The following is a 21,702-nucleotide window of genomic DNA, read 5'->3' as shown; positions in this document are numbered from 1 at the left end:
GGAGTTCCCCATGGTCGACATCGCGACCCGCGTCTACAATCACAAATGGAAGATTGACCCGATTGTACGGTCTTTGATCGATACTGACTTCTACAAACTGCTGATGTGCCAGTCAGTGTTTCGAAACAAGCCCCAAACAGACGTTGTATTTTCGCTGATCAACCGGTCGAATCACGTACCTCTGGCGCGTTTGATCGATGAAGGCGAACTGCGGGAACAGTTGGATCACATCCGGTCCCTCAGCCTCAGCCGGGGGGAAAGCACCTGGCTGCGCGGCAACATGTTCTATGGGAAACGGCAGATGTTCCGCTCCGACTTCATGGAGTGGTTCGAGAATATGCGCCTGCCGCCCTATCACCTTGAACGCAAAGATGACCAATATGAACTGACCTTTGAAGGCAAATGGCACGAGGTCATGTTGTGGGAAATCCCCGCGCTGGCGGTGTTGATGGAATTACGCTCGCGCGCTGTGCTGAACGATATGCGCCGGTTCGAATTGCAGGTGCTGTACGCCCGCGCGATGACCCGAGTTTGGGAGAAGATCGAAAAGTTGAGCTCGATAAACGGGCTTGGGATCGCGGATTTCGGCACCAGACGGAGGCATTCCTTCCTGTGGCAGGATTGGTGCGTGCAGGCGATGATCGAAGGGTTGGGCGAATCCTTTACCGGAACCTCGAACTGCCTGATCGCCATGCGACGCGAGGTCGAGGCCATCGGCACCAATGCGCACGAACTCCCCATGGTCTATTCCGCGCTGGCCGACACGGATGAAGCGTTGGCGCAAGCCCCTTATGACGTGCTCAGCGACTGGCATGACGAGCATGACGGCAACCTGCGCATCATCCTGCCCGACACCTATGGCACCAAGGGGTTTCTGGACAATGCTCCTGACTGGCTGGCGGGTTGGACCGGCATTCGCATCGACAGCGGAGACCCGGCAGCGGCAGCCGAGGTTGCCATCGACTGGTGGAAAGCGCGCGGTGAAGACCCGACACGGAAACGGATCATTTTCTCTGACGGTCTGGATGTAGAGAAAATTCAGGAATTGCATGCCCAGTTTGCGGGCCGCGCCAATATTTCCTTCGGTTGGGGAACCTTGCTGACCAACGATTTTCGCGGGCTCGTTCCCAATGACGCGCTGGCGCCGTTCTCATTGGTCTGCAAAGCGGTATCGGCCAATGGACGCCCGACGGTGAAACTGTCGGACAACCCGGAAAAAGCGATGGGGCCGAAAGACCAGATCGAGCGCTATAAGCGGGTGTTTGATGTCGGAGAGCAAAAGGCGATCGAAGTGATCGTCTGAACCACGGCGGCGAGTTCAACATTTGTCAGCAACTCACCTGATGCTAGTTTGGAAAGCATTCCCAACGAGCAGTAAGGTTGAGATACAATGATTTTTGAACCAAAGAACTTCTACGAAACCGGCGGATCCCGAGACGAGCTTTCACTTTTTTCCTACGCCGCATACCTGATATCCCGCGCGCAGTTTCTGCAAGCCGAAAACAATGACAGCGACCTTTTCCTGTTGGACCGCGATTTGGAAGAAACTGACGATGCCGTTCTGTCCAAACAGCTTGTCATGCTCGGATTCCGACCAATTGACGACCGCCAAATATCCGCCCACGAATACATGCGTTTCTTTATTGGCCCCGGCGACCTAAGGCCCGTTGACCTGCTTACTTCGCCAGAGCCTGAGGGGTATTACCAACGTTTGTTCGAGGCGATCAGAGCAGCAGAAGAACAGCCGAACCTCGAACATATTGACGCTGCTTTGAAGCTTGGTCTGGCAGCCCCTGATTCAATTGTTGCTCTTGCCGCACTGAGTTCGTGCCTCAAACTGTATTCGCCGGAATCTTTTCCGCCACGTCTTTGGCTTGGTGTGTTTACGGCACGTTGGGCGCAGTTGGAGCCGCTCTCGCAAGATTTGCTTACTGTGTTGTCGTCCGCTCTGATTTCAGACCCGCTGGGTTCGAAGGTTCCAACGGCGCCCGCGCAACAGAAAGCCGGTGTCCCGGGGTTGCTTCTTGTTCATGGCACGCACTTCGAAGTCAATCCCGACCCCACATGGTACTATCCCCATGTCGGAGATCTGCATAATTACATCAAGCCGCATCGCAACGACATCTTTTCAGGGCGGAACTACTATGAATGGGAGGGCCGGTGGTCCGACCGCGGCCGACATATTGCTGCCAAACACCTGAAAAACTGGATAGATCTTGAGGCTTATCACGGCTGCGATGTGGTTGCCCACAGCCACGGCTGCAATGTCGTCATGAAAGCCGCCGAGATGGGGGCACAATTCAACAAGGTCGTTTTCCTAAGCTGCCCGGTACACTGGCACAAGTACAACCTGAATTCAGGCCGGATCAATGCGCCGTATTCAGTTCGGGTCTAGTTTGACTTGGTGATCCTGGCAGACGGCGGCAGACAAAAGTTCCCCCCCAGCGCCAAGGTTTCCGACGAAGTCGTCGGAGGTTGGTTCAGTGGGCATTCTGCCACGCGGACATCACAGATTTGGGGCAATCACGCATTGGAAGCAAAGCTGATCTGAACTGCCTGGGTAAATGTTACCCGTGAAACGCGGCAACTGTCTTCAACTGTGAAAAGCCGTACAAAGCTTCGAACCCTTTTTCGCGGCCATGGCCGGATTTTCCCACCCCACCAAACGGCAGTTCAACGCCGCCGCCTGCACCGTAGTTGTTGATGAAAACCTGACCTGAGTGCAGCGCTTTCGCCAACCGCATCTGTCGCGCACCGTCCCGCGTCCAGACGCTGGCGACCAGGCCGTATTCCGTACTATTCGCTATGGTCAGAGCCTGTTCTTCGGTGTCAAACGGGATCAGAACCTGAACCGGGCCGAAAATCTCGGCCTGTGCCAATTGATGATCTGGTGGCACGTCTGCGAACAAAGTGGGCCGGACATAGGCTCCGGTTTCTGGCGCGTCATCGACAATCTGCCCCTGCGCAGCGATAGTCAGGTCCGTGGCTGTTTTCAGAAAGCCCCTGACAATCTGTCTCTGCCGGTCCGAGATCAACGGCCCAACGCGCAGATCCTGCATCGCCGGCCCGACGGTCAGTTCTTCATAGGCCTTGGCCATGCGCGATCTGACCTGCTCATAGACGCCCCGCTGCACCAGGATGCGAGATGAGGCGGAACAGGTCTGGCCCGCATTTTGGACACCCGCATTCACCAGAAACGGCAGCGCTGCATCCAGATCGGCATCGTCAAAAACCAATTGCGGGGATTTCCCGCCCAATTCCAGCGTCACGGGCACCACGTTGCGTCCCGCCGCCTGCTGCACAAGGGCCCCTGTGGCAACAGAACCGGTGAACGAGATGTGGTTTACACCCGAATGTCCGGACAGCGCCGCGCCTGCCTCGGCCCCCAGACCGGGCACGACGTTCAATGCTCCGGCTGGCAGCCCGGCCTGTTGCGCAAGATGGGCAAAGGCCAACGCGGTCAGGCAGGCCTCTTCCGCTGGTTTCAGAACACATGCGTTGCCCATGGCCAACGCCGCCCCGACCGAACGCCCGATAATCTGCATCGGATAGTTCCAGGGCACGATATGGCCCGTCACCCCATGCGGTTCGCGCAGGGTATAGACGGTGTAGCCATCGAGATAGGGAATGGTCTCGCCCATCACCTTGTCCGCCGCACCGCCGTAGAACTCGCAATAGCGCGCCAGGGCGACCGCGTCTGCCCGGGCCTGCGTCAGCGGTTTGCCGACATCCATCGCCTCAAGCCGCGCCAGATCGTCCACCCGTTCCTGCACCAGTTGGCCCAACCGGGTCAGGATACGGCCGCGCTCCAAGGCCGTCTTTCGCCCCCAATCACCCTTCAACGCAGATCGGGCAGCTTTGACCGCCGCGTCGACATCCACCTCGGACCCTCGGGCGATTCGGCAAATCTCGGTCCCGTCTGAAGGGTTGATCAAAGGCAGGCTGTCGCCCGTATCCGCTTGGGTCCAGCGCCCGCCGATCAGGCACAAGGTGGGATCAAACCAAGTTTTCTGAGTCATTCTGGGCCTCCAATCAGGCTCTAAAAAAGGATTTTACGCCGTCAGTGGCCTTATCTCGGGCAACTGGGGCGCAGCGGCAATCAGGCTTTGCGTGTACAGGTGCTGCGGGTCTTCGAACACCTGCTTTGTCTGACCCTGTTCAACGATCCGCCCGGACTGCATCACCATCACACGGTCGGTGATCGTGCGGACAACGCTCAGGTCATGGCTGATGAACAGATAGGTCAGGTCATAGGCTTCACACAGTTCGGCGAGCAGATCGAGGATCTGAGCACGGACCGAAACATCGAGGGCCGAAACCGCCTCGTCGAACAATATGAGTTTGGGCCGAATGATCAGGGCGCGTGCAATAGCGATCCGTTGTCGTTGCCCGCCCGAAAACTCATGGATGTACTTGCCCGCGTCGTCGGGGCCGAGGCCGACCGCCGTCAGAATTTCAGATATCTGATCCTGTCGTTCTGATCCGGTTGGCGGGGTGTCCAGCAAATGGAAAGGCTCGGTGATCAGGCGCGCGACACGGTGGCGGGGGTTGAAGCTGCCATATGGATCCTGAAACACCACCTGCATCTTCCGGCGGACTGCAAGGTTGGGTTTGTGCCCAGTGAAAACCGGCTGACCACCCAGTTGGATCTGGCCGGACTGAACGTCCTCCAGGCCCAATATTGCCCTCGTTAGGGTCGATTTTCCACATCCGGATTCACCTACCAAACCCAACCGCTCCCCCCGGTTGAGGGAGAAACTGACACCATCCACTGCCCGGTGATGGCGCGGCGCGTCCAACAGGCCTTTTCGGGGCAGGCGGTAGTCCCGGACAACTTGGCTTACCTCCAGCAACGTTTGTGGTTGCGCGGGTTCCGGCAAAGTGACCTGATGGCCAGACGCCTCGAACAGCATTCGGGAATAGGGGTGTTGCATGTGACGCAGCAGGTGCTGTGTGGCCCCGCTTTCAACCACTTCTCCGTGGCGCATGACGGTGATCTGATCCGCCATATCAGAGACAACGGCCAGATCATGGGTGATCATCAGCAGCCCCATGTCATATTCGCGCACCAGACCCTTGAGCAGGTCGAGGATCTGCGCCTGTGTCGTGACGTCCAGCGCTGTCGTCGGCTCGTCCGCGATCAACAGCTTGGGGCGCAGAGCGATGGCCATGGCGATGACCACGCGTTGCCTTTGCCCGCCGGACAGCTCATGCGGGTAGCGTGAAAGGGGGAGCCGATCAGGTAGCAGGCCGACGCGGGTCAGCACCTCTTCGGCGCGTGTTCGGGCCTGAGGCTGGGGCATCGCCTTGTGGATCAGGATCGTTTCCATCACCTGTTCACCGATGGTTTTCACCGGATTGAGCGCTGTCATCGGTTCCTGGAACACCATTCCCATGGCCGCACCGCGCAAAGTGCACATATCGGATTCTGACCGTGTCAGCAGATCCTGACCGTCCAGCCGGATCGCACCTTCCACGCTGGCCCCATGCGGCAGCAATCGCATCACCGCCAAAGCGGTCATCGATTTGCCCGAGCCGCTTTCACCTGTCACGGCCGCGATCTGACCAGGGGCAATGGACAGGCTGACCTGTTTCAGGATCGGTGTTCCGTGGATCATCAGCGACAGGTTTTCAATCTGCAACAAACTCATGCCCGCGCCACCCTGATCCGAGGGTCCAGCCAGTCGCGCAGACCATCGCCCAGCAAGTTCAGACCCAGCACTGTAACGATGATCGCCAGCCCCGGAATCAGAGCCAAATGCGGGGCAAAACTGACCATCGTCTGCGCATCTGCCAGCATCCGGCCCCAGCTGGGCGTCGGAGGCTGCGCGCCCAGGCCGACATATGACAGTCCCGCTTCGGCCAGAATACCAAGGCTGAACTGGATGGTCCCTTGCACAATCAGCAGATTGGCGACATTGGGCAGAATATGTTCCGCTGATATCCGCGCCACTCCTTTGCCCGACACACGGGCGGCGAGGATGAACTCTCTCTCCCAAAGTGACAAAGCTGCCCCGCGAGTGATCCGGGCAAAGACGGGGATGTTGAAAATGCCGATCGCAACAATGGCGTTGATCGCTCCGGCGCCATAGACTGCCGTGATCAGGATGGCGATCACCAGTGACGGGAAAGCGAAGACCAGATCGTTGCCACGCATGATGACCTCATCCAGCCATGAGCCTTTGCGCGCGGCCGCTGCCAGGCCAAGAGGAACGCCAAGTGCCATGCCGATGCCGACGGCCACCAGCGCCACCGCAATCGACGTACGTGCACCGACCATGATCATCGAGAACATGTCGCGGCCGAAATGATCGGTTCCAAACCAATGCTGCCCGTTTGGTGGCTGCAATTTATCGGGAATGTTCAGCACGGCATGGTTGTAGGGGGTCCAGACGAACGAGACCAACGCGGCCAGAACCACCAGCGACGACAGCAAAGCTCCAAGGATCAGGTTCCGGCTCATGTCCTGCTTCTCAGTCTTGGGTCCACGGCCGCATAAGCAAGATCGACAAGGAAATTTACAGTTATCACGGCAAAGACCAGCAGCATCACGACCGATTCCACAACGATGAGGTCTCGGGCAGAAATGGCCTGAAACACCAGCCGCCCGAGACCCGGCAGATAGAAAACCTGTTCAATGATGATCGATCCCGCCAGCAGGAAGGAAAACTGCAAGCCTATGATGGTCATCACCGGGATCAGCGCATTTCGCACCCCGTGCCGCCAAAGGGCCTGACGGCGGGACAGGCCCTTGGCCCGAGCCGTACGCATGAAGTCCTCACCCAGAATGTCCAGCAATGCCGACCGCATGACACGCGCCAGAATCGCAGCCTGTGGCAGGGCAAGAGCCACAGCAGGCAAGGTCAGCGAATGCAGGCCCGCTAACACTCCGTCGCCCCAACCCACAAACCCGCCTGCATTGAACCAGCGCAGGTTGATAGCGAAGATCAGCACAAGCATCATCGCAAACCAGAAATTGGGCACAGCAATCCCAAGCTGCGTCGCCCCCATCACTGCAAGGTCCCCCGGTTTGCCCCGACGCGCAGCGGCATAGATTCCGGCCGGAAAGGCAATCAAGGTGGACAGAGTCAGCGCGTAAAGTGCCAAGGGTAACGACACCCAAAGCCGGTCCGCGATCATCTGCGACACTGGCGTGCGGTAGGTGTATGAGGTGCCGAAATCGCCCCCCAGCATGCCACCCACCCAATTGAGGTACCGCTGTATCTTGGACCCATCCAAACCCAGCTCGACCCGCAACGCGGCCAGCGTGTCCTCCTGCGCGTTGACGCCCAGCATGAACGATGCCGGATCACCCGGGGCGACCTCGATCACCGCGAAGATGACCACCGAGGCGACGGCCAGGCTGACAAGCAAGGAAATCAGTCGTTTGAGGACGTAGCGGAGCATTGGCACCACGTTAGGGTCACATCACGCGCGGGTCCAGCGTCTAAGGCACCAGAAGGAAAGCAGAAACCGCATAGGCCACGATCGCGGCATACCCCAGTGGATAGATCCATTTGATCGCATAGTTGTCCAGGGTTCGCGCCGTTCGCTCCTTGCCGGACACTTTCAGTCGTCGCAGTGCGACGTTGAACACGATCAGCGCCCCGGTCATCAGAAACATGCACTGAAGGACAAAATCCAGAAAAGTCAGATAACCCAGCTTGGGCAGATCAGCGGATATTGCCCAGTTGAACGCGACAAAGACCAGAAGGTTGCCGCCTGCAATCTCGATCCTCCGGCGGTATTCATCCAGAAAAAACAGCGCCCAGCCGACCGAGATCAAGACAAGCATCGGAAGGAAAACCCGAATGACGTAGTATGTCAGATGTCGATTGCCTTCAAAAACAAGCGCGACCTGATCGCTTTCTTTGCCGGATAGCCCCAGGACCCTGGACGTTTCCAACCGGGCATTGTTCAAAATCCACTCTTCTTCGCCCAGCTGATCTCCGAGGCCAGAGAATTCGTTCAACGGATGGTAAGTGACGTATTCAGACGGAAAGACCGAAACGACCTCGAAATGAAACTCCTGCGTGTCGAACGGGTATTTTCGGAAATTAAAATGTGGCGCCTGGAGTGTAAGAGACGATTTTTCGACATACAGCACCCGTCCGTCGTATCGCAGGGATGCAGCGGATTCGTGAATCCATTTGTTGGACTGCTGATTGTGAATGACAAAAGCCGGCAGAACAGAACCGATACTTGCGGCATGATTGGCAAGGTCGGGTGGGTTGAAGACCCGGACATCCCTCCGCTGTTCCTCAGGATCAAACGCCAACGCAGGATCGGTCCATTCCACCCGCAAGACCACAACCGCGCCGTAGTTTTCAGCCTTTTGATCAACACCGGTGATCTGATCGATGCGAATGCCGATCCCAACATCCAACGGGTTCTCGGGCGTTCCGGACAGGGCATCCAGCCGCCCACCCAACACATTCTGAGCCGTGGCGGCGACCGAAGAACTGAACACCAGGAAAACACCTAAAACCAAGACGGGAATGGCGTGGAGCAAGAACATGCGTGAGAACACCCTGACACAATGGAAGGCCGGGCCGCCCAGCGCGGCGCAGGCTGTACTATTACTCAGACCAGCTGATCTGAGTCAGATCGATTGCGGCGGTGGGCGCATTCTCCCAAAGGCCTTGAACTCCGACTTTCGCAACGCCCAGCTTGGCCAACTGGAATAGGTACCCATTGACATAGTCGCTTGAAATAAGGCGCTGTGCCTCACCCAGCAAACGGGTGCGTTCTTCGGGGTCGGTGGTAGTGTTCAGCGTGTCCATCAGCGCCTGAAAGTCCGTGCTGTCATACTGGAAGTAATAATCAGGGCGCGCATAAATGCCGATATCCATCGGCTCCGTGTGGCTGACAATAGTCAGGCCGAACTCCTTGCCCTTGAACACCGTTTCCAACCATTGCGCCCATTCCACATTGATGATCTCGGCAGTGATGCCGACCTCGGCCAACTGCGCCGCTATGATTTCGCCCCCACGGCGGGCATAAGACGGCGGCGGCAGATGCAACGTGGTCTCAAACCCGTTTTCGAATCCTGCCTCTGCCAGCAACGCCTTTGCTTTTTCAGGGTCATAAGCCGAATTGCCAGTCAGATCGACATACGCCGGATGATGCGGCGCAAAATGGGTTCCGATCGGGGTACCATAGCCGAACATCGCGCCGTCGATGATGGCCTGCCGGTCGATGGCATGTGCCAGTGCCTGCCGAACCAAAATACTGTCAAACGGAGGTTGCTTGTTGTTGGTGGACAGGATCGTTTCGCCTTCGGTCGAACCGACCAAAACCTGAAAGCGCGGGTCGGCCTCGAACTGAGGCAGGTTTTCTGGCGCGGGGAAGTTGTCAAATACGTCGACATCCTCGGCCATCATGGCGGCAAAAGCGGCAGTTGGGTCCGAGATGAACTTGAAGGTTGCAGTCTCTAATGCAGGTTGTTCGCCCCAATAATTGGGGTTTCGGTTCAGGGTGATGCTGTCACCCTGAACCCAGTTGCCAAAGGTATAGGCGCCAGTGCCAACTGGATTGGTCTTGATGCTTTCAATGCTCTCGGGCGCGACGATTACTGCGTCGCCCCAAGCCAGGTTGAACAGGAAATTTCCGTTTGGCTCTGACAGGGTGACTTTGACGGTCAGCGGGTCCGTCGCTTCCACGTTTTCAATACCGGCAAACAGGGCCTTCTGTGCATTCGCGCTGTCTTCGGCGGTCGCGCGATCAAGGCTGAATTTGACATCCTCTGCATCCATGGTCGTGCCGTCATGGAAAGTCACCCCGTCGTGCAGTTTGAAGGTGTAGACCGTACCGTCCTCGGATATCTCCCAGCTTTCGGCAAGGCCGGGCACAACCGAACCATCGCCCATGAAGCGGGTCAAGCCTTCGAAAACATTAGTATAGACCACCGAATCGATGGCTTGCGCTGCGGCGCTTGTCGGATCCATATGCGGGGGTTCAAGCTGCATCGCGATAGTGATGTCCGACTTGGCCAAAGCCTGCGTGGCAAGCAGGCTGGCCCCTACGGCCAGGGTCGATGCAAATGTCCGAAACATGAATTTTGTCATGTGAACTCTCCCTACTGAAACTGGTTGTGCCCTTGTTTTCAGGGCCGTTTTACCGACAGTCTTCCTGTAAACCTGAGGTCAATCAAGGGAATGTTCGCGCAACCGGGGTTTCTTCGGCCCCGTCCGATCTGCTATGCCGCACTGCAACATAATACTGCAGGAGCGATCCATGAGCGCCACCGCCCGCAAGAAAGCCCCGAACGCCGAGGATATTCGCGCCCGAAAAGGTGGCGAGCCGCTGGTCTCATTGACCGCCTACACCACGCCAATGGCGCGCCTGATGGACGCGCATTGCGACTTTGTTCTGGTCGGTGACAGCGTTGGTATGGTGCTGCACGGGATGGACTCCACGCTGGGGGTCACGATGGAGATGATGATCCTGCACGGTCAAGCCGTGTCTCGCGGCCTGGACAGGGCGATGATGGTCATCGACATGCCTTTCGGAAGCTATGAGGAAAGCCCGACACAAGCCTTTCGTAACGCCGCACGCCTGATGGCGGACACAAGTGCAGGCGCGGTCAAACTGGAAGGCGGGGTCGAAATGGCTGAAACCATCCGCTTTCTGGTGAAACGAGGCATCCCGGTGATGGCTCATATCGGATTGACGCCGCAATCGATCAACACGCTGGGCGGCTATAAGGTGCAGGGCCGTGACGAGCAGGCTGAAGCCGTCATGGCAGACGCCCGCGCCGTGACCGAGGCTGGCGCGTTCTCGGTCGTTCTGGAGAAGGTACCGCAAGGTCTGGCGAACCAGATCACCGAAGAGATTGCGATCCCGACCATCGGCATCGGTGCATCTGCGGGCTGTGACGGGCAGATTTTGGTCGTGGACGACATGGTGGGCTTTTTCACCGCCTTCAAACCCAAATTCGTCAAACGCTATGCCGAGCTGGGTCCGTTGGCCGAAACGGCCATTGCAGAATACGCCGCCGAAGTCCGCGCCCGGACCTTCCCGGCAGACGAACACGTCTTTGCCGATCAGGCTCCGGCTAAAGGGCAAAAGACATGACCGCACCGATTTTGCGCTCTCTGGCCGAACTGCGTGCCAAAACCACCACTTGGCATCGAAACGGTGAGACCATCGGCGTGGTTCCGACCATGGGCGCTTTGCACGAGGGGCATTTGTCACTGGCACAGGCGGCGAAACAGGGCTGCGACCGGGTGATCGTGACGATCTTTGTGAACCCCAAGCAGTTCAATAACCCCGAAGACCTGGCAAATTACCCCCGCACCGAACATGAGGACGCCCGAAAGCTTGCCCCGTACGGAGTCGATGCGGTCTATGTGCCGGACCCGAAGGAAGTCTATCCGGAAGGGTTTTCGACGACGGTATCGGTCGCCGGTCTGACCGACGTGATGGAGGGCCCTTTCCGCCCCGGACATTTCGAAGGCGTGGCCACGGTGGTCGCCAAGCTGTTCCTGCAAACACGAGCGGATCGAGCCTATTTCGGGGAAAAAGATTATCAACAGCTGCTGGTTGTCCGCCGGATGGCGCGCGATCTGAATATCCCAATCGAGGTGATCGGCTGCCCGACCGTACGAGAACCGTCGGGCATGGCGATGTCGTCGCGCAACCTTCTTCTTTCCCCCCAGGGGTTGAAGATCGCAGAACAAATGAACAGCGTCATGCGGCAGGTGGCCGACGATCTGGCCGAGGGAGCAGACTTTGCCATGCTGGCGCAGGATGCCAAGGAAACCTTGCTGAAGGTCGGTTTCACCGAAGTCGAGTATATCGACCTCCGCTGTGCTGAGACGCTGGAAAGCCTGTCCAGCGCCACCCAGCCAGCCCGCCTGTTCGTCACGGCCTGGACAGACGGCGTCCGCCTGATCGACAATATTCCGGTCAATCCGGCCTGATTTCTGTACTGGCCCCTGCGCCATTGTTTGCGCTAAAGTCCGGCAAAACGATACCGGGGGAGAGCGGAAATGACCCATATTCTGGCAATCGATCAAGGCACCACATCCTCGCGCGCCATTCTGTTTGACACGCAGATGCGGCCTGTGGGCACCGCCCAGCAGGAATTTCCTCAGCACTTTCCGCAGGAAGGCTGGGTTGAACACGACCCCGAGGATATCTGGTCCAGCGTTTTGCATGTGTGCCGTGAGGTGATGGAAACCACCGGTGTTTCAGCGGATCAGATCGCCGGTATCGGCATCACGAACCAGCGCGAAACGACGGTTGTCTGGGATAGAGAAACCGGTAAGGCCATCCACAATGCCATCGTCTGGCAGGACCGCCGCACCGCCGATATCTGTGCCCGCTATAAGCAAGCCGGGTGCGAGGATGACGTCACCGCTCAGACCGGTCTGCTGCTGGATCCCTATTTCTCGGGCACCAAGGTCAAATGGCTGCTGGACACCGTTTCGGGTGCCCGCGCGCGGGCAGAAGCCGGAGAATTGCTGTTCGGTACGATCGACAGTTTCCTGATCTGGCGGCTGACCGAAGGCAGTGTTCACGCAACCGATGCCACCAACGCCGCGCGTACTTTGCTGTTCGACATTCACAAGGGCGCATGGAGCGCCGAGATTTGCGATCTGCTGGATGTACCCATGAACCTTTTGCCCGAAGTGAAGGATTGCGCCTCGGATTTCGGAACCACCACTTTGTTCGGGGGCGACATTCCTATTCTGGGCGTAGCAGGCGACCAGCAAGCCGCGACCATCGGGCAGGCCTGTTTTCGGCCCGGTATGATGAAATCAACCTATGGCACGGGCTGCTTTGCGCTGCTGAACACAGGCGCACAACCGGTTCAGTCGAAAAACCGCCTGCTGACGACGATCGCTTACCAGCTGGACGGCCAGCGTACCTATGCGCTGGAGGGGTCGATCTTTATCGCAGGGGCCGCCGTGCAATGGCTGCGTGACGCGTTGCAGATCATTGATTCAGCTCCGCAAAGTGGCGAACTTGCGGCTCAGGCCGATCCTAACCAGCATGTAGTGCTTGTGCCAGCCTTCACCGGCCTTGGCGCACCCTATTGGAAACCCGATTGCCGCGGCGCGATGTTCGGGCTGACACGCAATTCAGGCCGGGCAGAGATCGCCCGCGCCACGCTGGAAAGCATCGCCTTCCAGACCCGCGACCTGTGGCACGCCATGCAGGGTGACTGGGGCGCCGACGCCGACGTCATCCTGCGTGTCGATGGCGGGATGAGCGCGTCTGACTGGACCATGCAAGGCCTGTCGAACTGTCTTGGCGCGCCTGTGGATCGCCCCGTAATGCAGGAGACGACAGCCCTTGGCGCCGCATGGCTGGCAGGCATGAAAGCCGGAATTTACCCGGATCAGGCCGGGTTTGCGGAAACATGGGCGCTGGATCGCCGGTTCGAGCCAACGCAGGACCAAGCCGACCGCGATGCGGCCTATGACCGTTGGCAACGCGCGGTACAGGCGGCGATGGCGTTCTAGCTGTGGTCTTTCAACAAGCGTTGTTTCTGCCGTGACCAATCGCGCTTGGCCTGGGTTTCGCGCTTGTCATGGGTTTTCTTACCCTTAGCGATGCCGATCTTAATCTTGGCCAGCCCCTTGTGGTTGAAATACAAAACCAACGGCACCAGCGTCATGCCCTTGCGCTGGGTTGCATTCCACAAATCGGACATCTGTTTGCGGGACACTAGCAGCTTGCGACGGCGGCGCTCTTCATGCTTGAACACTTTGGCCTGCTCATACGGCGCGATGTAGCTGTTGACCAGCCACAACTCTCCGTCATCGACGATGGCATAGCTTTCGGCGATGTTGGAGCCGCCCGCGCGCAGGGATTTGACTTCGGACCCTTGCAGAACGATACCGCATTCGATGTCCTCTTCGATTGCATAATCGAAGCGGGCGCGCCGGTTCTCGGCAATTACCTTGTAATTCGGGTCTGTCTTCTGTTTGGCCATAACGCGTTGATTTAGGCGGCCTGAGCCGCCCTTGCAAGGCACGGATTTTCAGCCTGGGTCAGGATTTGGCCGAAATGATCAGATCAGGGCCAAAAATCGTGTCGGCGTGGTTGTGAAGGTATATCTTCAGCCAGGGCGTAAACCGGTCCGGATGACGTTTCACCTCGGCCAGCAGATCGTGATAATCGATCCAACGGATTTCCATTACTTCATCCGGGTTGGGCGCGATTTTCAGCGGGCCGCGAACATGGGCCAGAAAGACGTCGACAACCTCGTTTTCCACCATGCTGTTGCCCACGTCGGCGTGGTATTCCAGACGGTGTCGGTATTCGGGATAAAGACCTGTGATGCCAAGCTCTTCATGCAGGCGGCGCACGGCACAGGTGGACGAGCTTTCGTCCCAATCTGGATGCGTACAGCAGGTGTTCGCCCAAAGGCCGGGCGTGTGGTATTTACCGAGCGCCCGGCGCTGCAACAGGATCTCGGTACCCCTAACGACAAACACCGATACGGCCTTGTGCTTGAGTCCCTTTTCGTGAACTTCAAGCTTGTCTACAGGGGTCAACTCACCATTGACCCAAGCTGGGATCATGATACCCATCTGTCCTCTCCTGCTGCCAATCCGCCTGACGGGCGCTGATGTTGAATATAGCTGTTGCCGGGTCGGCTTGGCGTTTCGGCGTTTTCCGCGAACCGCCGTTTGATATCAAAGTGTCGCTGTTCCACAATGTTATCAATCGCACCAAAGGCCGCAGGGGCTGCGGCCTTTGGTCCTTGTGCAGTGGTGCACAGTATCAGGTGTTATTCACCCGATACACTTGCGATATAGGCATAGACGTCTTCGCCTCCTTTTTTCAGTTTGAATGTCATTTTCGACTTGGCAGACGTGTCATCCAGATAGGATTTCAGGAATGCCTTTGGGTCCTGCGCGTATTCGACAAATGTAGTTTCGTCCCAGACCAGACCATTCTCACCCGCAGCAACGATGCTGTCTCCGTATTTGAAACCCTCAACGGTACCGGCGGTGCGGCCAGCGATTCCATAGAGGTTGGGGCCGGTTTTGCCACCCTTGACGATCACTTCGCCTTCCGGGTCAGCGATCATGTGGCAGGACTTGCACTTGTTGAAGGTTTTCTTGCCCGCCTCAGCGTCGCCTTCAGCATAAGCAGGAAGGGCCAGAAGACCGACGATTGCGGTAGCGAGGATGCGATTCATAGCTTTTGCTCCGATACAATATGGCTGCGCCGAATGGACCGTCGGCGCAAAAAAGAGTCAACGCGCAGATTGCCGCGCGCGCTCACTGTGCCACTGCGACAAATAGGGTGTCCTTAACTTTTGTCATGTACCCCGGACCAGCACGGCAATAAGTCGCCTGCTGCCGGAGTCGCCAGAAAAACGGCGCGCGCAATGGCCCGCGCCAGGCAAAGCGAAGCCGCGTGCCCGATGACACCTGGTTCGGCATCAGAGGTGATCACCCGCGCGCCGGTGCTGACCCCGAACACCAGATCACCATCGCCGGGCGTATGGGCGGGCACAATGGCGCGGGCAATACCGTCATGGGCAGCAACGGCCAACCTCTGGCACTGCGGTTTGGTCAGGGCAGCATCAGTCGCAACGATGGCAATCGTGGTATTGGCCTTGTCCGGATTCGCCGGCTGCATCACCTGCGCTTTTCGACTGACCGTTGGATAGCCAAGTCCAGCACTGGGATCAGGCCCAAATCCGCCAAACTCATCGTCCACTTCAAATGGGGCAGCCCAGAAATGCCTGTCACCCGGCGTGGTGACACTTCCCAGCGGATTGACCGCAACAAGTGCTCCCACGGTGACACCGTTGTCCAAAACAAGCGAGGCTGAGCCCAACCCACCCTTGTGCATCGCGGTCAGAGCCCCGGTTCCTGCACCTGCGGTTCCGAGTTCGAACTTGTCCGACGCGGATTCGAACGCAGCACGCCCCAAGGCACGATAGGGATTTACATCCCAGGTCTTGTCGCCGCCATTCAGAAGATCAAACAGGATCGCACCTGGTACGATTGGCACCACAACATCACCAACCGGAAAACCCCTACCCAACTGGCGCAATGCATCCGAGACACCGGAACAGGCATCCAGCCCGAACGCCGATCCACCGGACAGCGATATCGCATCCACATGCGTTACCGTCTTGTCAGGAGCAAGAAGTTCAGTCTCGCGCGTGCCCGGCGCACCGCCCATAATGTGGACCGATGTCACGAACGGTTCTGCGGCGGTCAGGACAGTCGTGCCGGATTTCAAAGCGCCGTCCTGAGCGTTGCCGACTATCAGGCCGGGAACATCCGTGATCAGGTTTCTTGGTCCGGGGATCATGTAAGTCTCGGCGGTTGAGTGGGAAAGCGCGCTGGCGCGCGCTGCCACCGGCGGGGATATTTTTGGCCAGATGAAGAGCGGATCAGATGCATCGGCCGCCGTCGACCTCAAGCGCAGTGCCGGTGATCATGCTGGCCTCGTCCGAACACAGGAAACAGGCGGCATTAGCCATATCTTCAGGGGTTGAAAAGCGGCCCAAGGGGATGGTCGACAGGAATTTGGCACGGATTTCGGGTGTGTCTTCACCCATGAAAGATTTCAGCAATGGCGTTTCCCCGGCGACCGGGCAGATCGCATTCACCCGCAGCCCGGACGGTGCAAGCTCGACCGCCATCGTTTTGGTTGCGGTGATCATCCAACCCTTGGAGGCGTTATACCAGTTCAGGTTCGGGCGCGGCGACAGGCCCGCGGTTGAAGCCACGTTTAGCACTGAACCCGCCCCGCGTGCCTTCATATGAGGCACCAACGCGCGGGCAGTCAGATAGACGGATTTCATATTCACGCAGAAAACACGGTCGAAATCTTCTTCGCTGACCTCCTCGAGCGGCGTCGGAAGGTGAGTCACACCGGCATTGTTCACCAGAATATCCAAATGGCCGAAAGTTGAGAAAGCCGCATCCGCCATCTTTTGGACCGAAGCACCGTCGCTTACATCGACCTGCTGAGCAACCGCTTCGGAACCAAGCTGCCCAGCAAGCTCATGGGCAGCATCGCCATTGATGTCAGCAATCATGACGCGCGCACCTTCGGCCTGGAACTTCCTTACGATCCCCGCACCAAACCCGGATGCTCCGCCAGTGACGATTGCGGTTTTTCCCTCCAGCCTCATGGCGTTACTCTCCTGCACCTTTTGAAGGCCAGACTATCAACGCCCCGACAAGATGCCAGATCAATCTTCGGACACCTTGCCTCGCAATGCCTTAACGTCACCCCGTGCCTTTTTCGTCGCAAGCCTGCGTTTGACCGAGCCATAGGTAGGTTTTGTTGCGATGCGCCGCTTGGGTTGGACCAGCGCACGCGTGATCAGTTCGGCCAGCCTTGTACGTGCGATTTCCCGGTTGCGGGCTTGCGACCGCGTTTCTTCACACTGGATGATGATCGCGCCATCCTTGGTCCAGCGGCGCCCGGCCAACCGTTTCAGCCTGTTCTTGACCGGATCGGGTAAAGAAGGGGAGCGCGCGGCCTCGAACCTCAGCTCAACGGCGGTCGAGACCTTGTTCACATTCTGCCCGCCAGGGCCGGAAGAGCGGACAAAGCTCTCGGTCATTTCCCAGTCTTGCAGAGTGATATCGTCGGTAATGCGCAACATAGGTTCGACCATAACTGGCACGGGTGAAAACAGAAAGGGCCGCCCCGGCGGGACGGCCCTTCGAAAGTTCAGGAGGTCGGGTCGGTTAGATCAATCGACCAGCCGGAGCGAACACTCCGCCAAGGGCTGCCCTAGCAGGCGGTCCCCCCGGTTGTTCCGACACCTCTCTCCAATCTCTTTCTTGACACTGGATCACCTCCTTTTCTATCTGTTGCGGTTAGAAAGAAGCGTGACACAAGATGCGCCATTCTCAAAGCACTTTTTTACGCAGGCTGTGCAGCGGTCAGTCGCGCAACGATCACCTTGAACGGGATCAGCGCGATCAGGGCCAGCGACAGTTTCACCAACCAGTCGGCAAAGGCCAGCGTCACCCACAGCGGTGCCTCGGGACCCGACAGCATGAAGGGCACGGGCTCCCACGCCCAGTTGATGGCAGCATCCGCATCGGCGCCAAAGAAGGTGACCGAGGCAGAGAAGGCGATGGTGAAGAACAAAGCGGTATCCAGCGCTGAACCTACCAGAGTCGATACCAGCGGCGCGCGCCACCATTGACCGCCACGCATGGCGTTGAACACGGTGACGTCGGTCAGCTGCGCAATCAGGAAGGCAGTGCCCGAGGCCACGGCGATGCGCAGCGGCACGGCAGCATAGGTAAAGCCGTCGCCCTGAAGCATGATCTGGCTGCCGATCAGCGAGCAGATCACCCCGGTGACGAAGCCCGCGAAAACGACCTTGCGGGCCGGGCCCACACCATAGACGCGGTTCATGATGTCAGTGACCAGAAAGGCCAGCGGATAGGTGAAGGCACCCCAGGTCAACAGCCCGTCAAGGATCAGGAACTGGACCAGAATGTTCGAGGCCACCACGATGGCGGCCATGGCAAGAATGCCGGGAATAAAGTTGCGTTGCATATTTTGATGCCCGTTTTGACAAGGTAGCGGCGACTTGGCCAAGGGACCGTCCCAAGGCAGGCTGTGCGTTTAGACCTTCATGTACCGCGTGTCAATCGGGCAGCAGATACTCGACCAACTCGGTTCGTTGCAGTGCCAGAAAGTTGTCGTCCGAAATCATCGTGGCCCGCAAATGCCCGTTATCATCCCGCCAGATCGACAAGCCTTCGAGGTTGTCATGGGCCCCTGCTCCGGTTTCGAACAGGGTTTCCTCGGCGTTCGGCACGTTACCTGCCAGATCCCATCGCCGCAGGCGCGAGCGAAACCCGATTACCGAGAGGCTTCGCTCCAACACATAAAATCGTCCATCAGGACCGAAATCAGCGGCAACCGGCTTGAACCAACCACGCTGGGGCAGAACAAAAGGGGTCGACCAGGTTTGGCCATTCCAGCGATAGACGGGAATATCTCCACGAGCGGTGCGGTTTGTTTCCGGTAGCGTATACAGCCGCCCGCGCCCATCGATGGCCAGACCTTCAAAGGATCCATTGTCGGCGAGGTCCTGAAATGCCTGCGGGCGCGGTAACACACGCGCCTTTGTGCCCGGTGCGGAGTAATGGGCGACGCGGTGCACCCCCTCGAATGAGATATAGAACCCACCGTCCAGAGCCGCCGCAATCCCTTCGGAATCGCCAACGCCGCCTGACATGATGTGCCCATTGCTGGACAGAACCGGCCAGTGCCCCAGAATGCGCAGGCCGGTGATCTCGCCATCAAGTCGCTCAATGCGCGCGGTCACCAACCTGGCCCGGTCGCTCAGCGCCATCATCTGCTGCCCATTGTCCGAAATGTGCAGCGCCGAGAATCCGCCAAACCAATCCGCCTGGTGACGCCATGCAAAACTGCCTTGGTGTGTGGCAGTTTTTACATCCACTCCCAGGGCCGCCGAAGCCAGAAACAGTGCCGTACTTACTTGGATTGCAAGATGGCGGCGCATTGTTTTGGCAAATCGGCCAGAACATATTCCCGGCGTTTCTTGGGCGGCGGCGCGTTCGGGTCGGGCGGCGGCGGGTTCAAGATGTTACGCACCCATTGTTGCGCCTCGGCACAGCCATCGCCCTTGGGTGGTGCATCCTGGTTGACGCATCCCTTTGATCCTCTAGGGCATTTCAGGCGCACGTGAAAATGGTAGTGATGCCCCCACCAGGGCCTTATCTTGCGCAGGTAAGCACGATTGCCTTTTTCATCGTTGCACATCTGAACCTTCGCCCCAGGGAACACGAAGATACGCGCCACGCGTTTGTCCTTGGCGGCTTCGCGCAACACCGCATGGTGCTGTTTGGTCCAGTTGCTGTTGACGTAGGCGCCGTTCGAGCGTCGCAGCGATATAGATGAGATGTTCTCGCGCGCCTTGCGCGACAGGCGCATGTTATTGCCCGGAAGCATCCAGATATCGATATCCAGCCCCAGCTGATGAGAGCGGTGTCCCGAGGTCATTGGGCCACCCCGCGGCTGGCTGATATCCCCAATATAGAGACCATTCCAACCCGGTTGCCGTGCCGCAAACTTGCTGAGGTTCTGAACGTAATCGATTGCCTCGGGATGTCCCCAGTTTCGATTGCGCGACAGACGCATTGCCTGCCACGTCGGACCGGTTTCCGGCAATTGCACCGACCCGGCCGCGCACCCACGCGAATAACTGCCGAAAGCAGCCGCTTTTTGTTGTGAGCTTACCTTCTGCGCCCCGAACAACTGCTTTGCCAGGGGCTGCGCCGTCGCCGTATTCGCCAGCGCCATGATGGCCAAAAATGCCAAATAACGTAATAAAATCATCCGCTCTGATCCCCTTCAGGTCTCACCCAACGCATCAGGAATAGGCCCAGAATAAACAACAGTACGATGGGTGACACCCCCAGCCGCGCACTTCCGGTCACAGTTGTTGCAATCCCGATCAGCAAAGGCGCGGCAAAAGCGGTCGCGCGGCCCGACAGACCATAAAGTCCAAAGCTCTCCACCGGGGCTTCGGGGTCGGTGTGCCGCACCATCATCGAGCGGCTGGCCGATTGCAGAATACCGCCCATGCCTCCGATCAGAACACCGCAACCAAAGAACACCATATCCGGCAGGTTCGAGCCTTCGGGTAGTGCGATACCGTAAATCTGCGTCCGGTCCATCATCACGATTGTCACGCAGACGAAGATCAGCACCCAGATTGCCGCCAAAATCACTGGTTTGGGGCCGAGCTTTTTGTCCAGCTTTCCCCCGATCCATGAAAACGCGGCAGCCGCCAACACGCTGACAATTCCGAAAACACCGATTTTGATCAGGTCCCACTCCAGAACCAGCCGGGCATAGACACCCCCGAAACTGTACAATCCGTTCAGCGCATCGCGATAGAACATGGACGAGCCGAGGTAACTGGCCAAACTGACGCGATGGCGCAGGTTAGATACCGATTTCGCCAGCAATCGCAGTGCTTCACGAACGGTGCCTGACTTGTCCGTCGGCACGTCCTCACGAACCCAAAGGAAGTACGGCACCATGAAAAGGACGAACCAACCGGCAGTGAATGGTCCAACAAAGCGGGTTCCCTGTTGTTGCGACGCGTCCAGACCGAATATGGGGTCCAAACCTATCAACGTCTTGCCGTTGGCCTGTTCCACAAACAAAGCCAGCATGATCGCCAGCGAAATAAGGCCGCCAAAATAGCCAAAGGCAAAGCCCGAGCCCGAAATCTCACCTACTTCACTGTCATCTCCCAGATCGGGCAGCTGTGAGTTGATGAAGATCAGCGCGTATTCCGCGCCGACAAAGCCCAGACCAAAGGCCGACAGCATCAACCACATGTTCGAGCCGTCGGGCAGAGTGTACCAAAGCGCAGCGGAACCAACGGCATACATCACCGAAAAGACAAAGATCCAAGGGATTCGCCGACCAGAGACATCTGCCATCGCCCCCAGCAACGGCGCGCCAAACGCGATGATCAACCCGGTAATAGTCAGGCAGTTCGCCCAGACCGTCTGAGCTCGCGCAGCGGCCTCCTGCGCATCCAGCCCTTCATTGGTGAAATACCCGGCCGCAACGCCCGCGAAGTACGGGCCAAAAACGAACGTAACCAACAAAGTATGGTAGGGCTGACTGGCCCAGTCAAAGAACCACCAGCCCCAGATGCGCCTGCGCTTGGATATTTCTGCCATCTCTGCCCCTGTTTAT

General features: G+C 58.1%; 21 protein-coding genes. 5 read left to right on the top strand and 16 right to left on the bottom strand.

Annotated features, from left to right (window positions below; all coding sequences use genetic code 11):
* Positions 1 to 10: 10 nt before the first annotated feature.
* Positions 11 to 1,303, top strand: coding sequence for a nicotinate phosphoribosyltransferase (pncB, locus tag D1823_RS15950; protein WP_117871683.1), 1,293 nt, complete (start codon positions 11 to 13; stop codon positions 1,301 to 1,303).
* Between the two features lie 87 nt (positions 1,304 to 1,390).
* Positions 1,391 to 2,395, top strand: a complete 1,005-nt coding sequence (locus D1823_RS15945) for a hypothetical protein (RefSeq protein WP_117871681.1) — start codon at positions 1,391 to 1,393, stop codon at positions 2,393 to 2,395.
* Positions 2,396 to 2,567: 172 nt separating this feature from the next.
* Here D1823_RS15945 and D1823_RS15940 read toward each other — a convergent pair whose 3' ends face one another.
* The 6 genes from D1823_RS15940 to D1823_RS15915 all read right to left on the bottom strand — a co-directional run bounded on the left by D1823_RS15940 (position 2,568) and on the right by D1823_RS15915 (position 10,067).
* Positions 2,568 to 4,019: an aldehyde dehydrogenase family protein gene (locus tag D1823_RS15940; protein WP_117871679.1), complete on the bottom strand. Its 1,452-nt coding sequence runs from the start codon at positions 4,017 to 4,019 to the stop codon at positions 2,568 to 2,570.
* A 33-nt stretch (positions 4,020 to 4,052) separates the two neighbouring features.
* The gene (locus D1823_RS15935; RefSeq protein WP_117871677.1) at positions 4,053 to 5,651 is read right to left on the bottom strand and encodes an ABC transporter ATP-binding protein; all 1,599 of its coding nucleotides are present in this window, start codon (positions 5,649 to 5,651) and stop codon (positions 4,053 to 4,055) included.
* Complete coding sequence (locus tag D1823_RS15930; protein ID WP_117871675.1) at positions 5,648 to 6,463, bottom strand: ABC transporter permease; 816 nt, start codon at positions 6,461 to 6,463, stop codon at positions 5,648 to 5,650. The genes D1823_RS15935 and D1823_RS15930 overlap by 4 nt, the downstream gene beginning before the upstream one ends.
* Entirely contained in the window at positions 6,460 to 7,407 is a 948-nt protein-coding gene (locus D1823_RS15925) for an ABC transporter permease (protein ID WP_117871673.1), read from the bottom strand. Before D1823_RS15925 ends, D1823_RS15930 begins: the two co-directional genes overlap by 4 nt.
* A 40-nt stretch (positions 7,408 to 7,447) precedes the next feature.
* A complete protein-coding gene (locus D1823_RS15920) occupies positions 7,448 to 8,518 on the bottom strand; it encodes a hypothetical protein (protein WP_117871671.1) in 1,071 nt (356 codons plus the stop codon).
* Positions 8,519 to 8,579: 61 nt separating this feature from the next.
* Positions 8,580 to 10,067: an ABC transporter substrate-binding protein gene (locus D1823_RS15915; RefSeq protein ID WP_117871669.1), complete on the bottom strand. Its 1,488-nt coding sequence runs from the start codon at positions 10,065 to 10,067 to the stop codon at positions 8,580 to 8,582.
* Between the two features lie 169 nt (positions 10,068 to 10,236).
* On the opposite strand from D1823_RS15915, the gene panB reads away from it, so the two are divergent.
* The 3 genes from panB (at position 10,237) to glpK (ending at position 13,472) form a co-directional block, all read left to right on the top strand.
* A complete protein-coding gene (gene panB / locus D1823_RS15910) occupies positions 10,237 to 11,076 on the top strand; it encodes a 3-methyl-2-oxobutanoate hydroxymethyltransferase (RefSeq protein WP_117871667.1) in 840 nt (279 codons plus the stop codon).
* Positions 11,073 to 11,924 (top strand): pantoate--beta-alanine ligase, encoded by an 852-nt coding sequence (panC, locus tag D1823_RS15905; RefSeq protein WP_117871665.1) that lies wholly within the window; start codon positions 11,073 to 11,075, stop codon positions 11,922 to 11,924. The genes panB and panC overlap by 4 nt, the downstream gene beginning before the upstream one ends.
* A gap of 69 nt (positions 11,925 to 11,993) precedes the next feature.
* Positions 11,994 to 13,472 carry a glycerol kinase GlpK gene (gene glpK / locus D1823_RS15900; RefSeq protein ID WP_117871663.1) on the top strand — a complete coding sequence of 493 codons (1,479 nt, stop codon included), beginning with the start codon at positions 11,994 to 11,996 and terminating at the stop codon, positions 13,470 to 13,472.
* On the opposite strand, the gene smpB is transcribed toward glpK, so the two are convergent.
* The 10 genes from smpB to D1823_RS15850 all read right to left on the bottom strand — a co-directional run bounded on the left by smpB (position 13,469) and on the right by D1823_RS15850 (position 21,686).
* A complete protein-coding gene (gene smpB / locus D1823_RS15895) occupies positions 13,469 to 13,945 on the bottom strand; it encodes an SsrA-binding protein SmpB (RefSeq protein ID WP_117871661.1) in 477 nt (158 codons plus the stop codon). The genes glpK and smpB overlap by 4 nt on opposite strands.
* A 58-nt stretch (positions 13,946 to 14,003) precedes the next feature.
* Positions 14,004 to 14,546, bottom strand: coding sequence for an isopentenyl-diphosphate Delta-isomerase (idi, locus tag D1823_RS15890; protein WP_117871659.1), 543 nt, complete (start codon positions 14,544 to 14,546; stop codon positions 14,004 to 14,006).
* A 200-nt stretch (positions 14,547 to 14,746) separates the two neighbouring features.
* Positions 14,747 to 15,160 carry a cytochrome c family protein gene (locus D1823_RS15885; RefSeq protein ID WP_117871657.1) on the bottom strand — a complete coding sequence of 138 codons (414 nt, stop codon included), beginning with the start codon at positions 15,158 to 15,160 and terminating at the stop codon, positions 14,747 to 14,749.
* A gap of 113 nt (positions 15,161 to 15,273) precedes the next feature.
* Positions 15,274 to 16,290 carry a P1 family peptidase gene (locus D1823_RS15880; protein ID WP_117871655.1) on the bottom strand — a complete coding sequence of 339 codons (1,017 nt, stop codon included), beginning with the start codon at positions 16,288 to 16,290 and terminating at the stop codon, positions 15,274 to 15,276.
* Positions 16,291 to 16,372: 82 nt separating this feature from the next.
* Positions 16,373 to 17,119 (bottom strand): SDR family oxidoreductase, encoded by a 747-nt coding sequence (locus D1823_RS15875; protein WP_117871652.1) that lies wholly within the window; start codon positions 17,117 to 17,119, stop codon positions 16,373 to 16,375.
* 60 nt (positions 17,120 to 17,179) lie between these two features.
* The gene (arfB, locus tag D1823_RS15870; RefSeq protein WP_117872938.1) at positions 17,180 to 17,599 is read right to left on the bottom strand and encodes an alternative ribosome rescue aminoacyl-tRNA hydrolase ArfB; all 420 of its coding nucleotides are present in this window, start codon (positions 17,597 to 17,599) and stop codon (positions 17,180 to 17,182) included.
* A gap of 263 nt (positions 17,600 to 17,862) precedes the next feature.
* On the bottom strand, positions 17,863 to 18,510 hold the full coding sequence (locus D1823_RS15865) for a queuosine precursor transporter (protein ID WP_117871650.1): 648 nt from the start codon (positions 18,508 to 18,510) through the stop codon (positions 17,863 to 17,865).
* A 91-nt stretch (positions 18,511 to 18,601) separates the two neighbouring features.
* Positions 18,602 to 19,486: an esterase-like activity of phytase family protein gene (locus D1823_RS15860; RefSeq protein WP_117871648.1), complete on the bottom strand. Its 885-nt coding sequence runs from the start codon at positions 19,484 to 19,486 to the stop codon at positions 18,602 to 18,604.
* Positions 19,459 to 20,322, bottom strand: coding sequence for a penicillin-insensitive murein endopeptidase (gene mepA / locus D1823_RS15855; protein WP_117871646.1), 864 nt, complete (start codon positions 20,320 to 20,322; stop codon positions 19,459 to 19,461). The genes D1823_RS15860 and mepA overlap by 28 nt, the downstream gene beginning before the upstream one ends.
* Positions 20,319 to 21,686: an MFS transporter gene (locus tag D1823_RS15850; protein ID WP_117871644.1), complete on the bottom strand. Its 1,368-nt coding sequence runs from the start codon at positions 21,684 to 21,686 to the stop codon at positions 20,319 to 20,321. Before D1823_RS15850 ends, mepA begins: the two co-directional genes overlap by 4 nt.
* Positions 21,687 to 21,702 lie beyond the last annotated feature (16 nt).

Source organism: Ruegeria sp. AD91A, from assembly GCF_003443535.1.
Classification (GTDB): Bacteria; Pseudomonadota; Alphaproteobacteria; order Rhodobacterales; family Rhodobacteraceae; genus Ruegeria.
The sequence above is the reverse complement of the archived record's forward strand: the minus strand, read 5'-3'. Positions and strand labels throughout refer to the sequence as shown.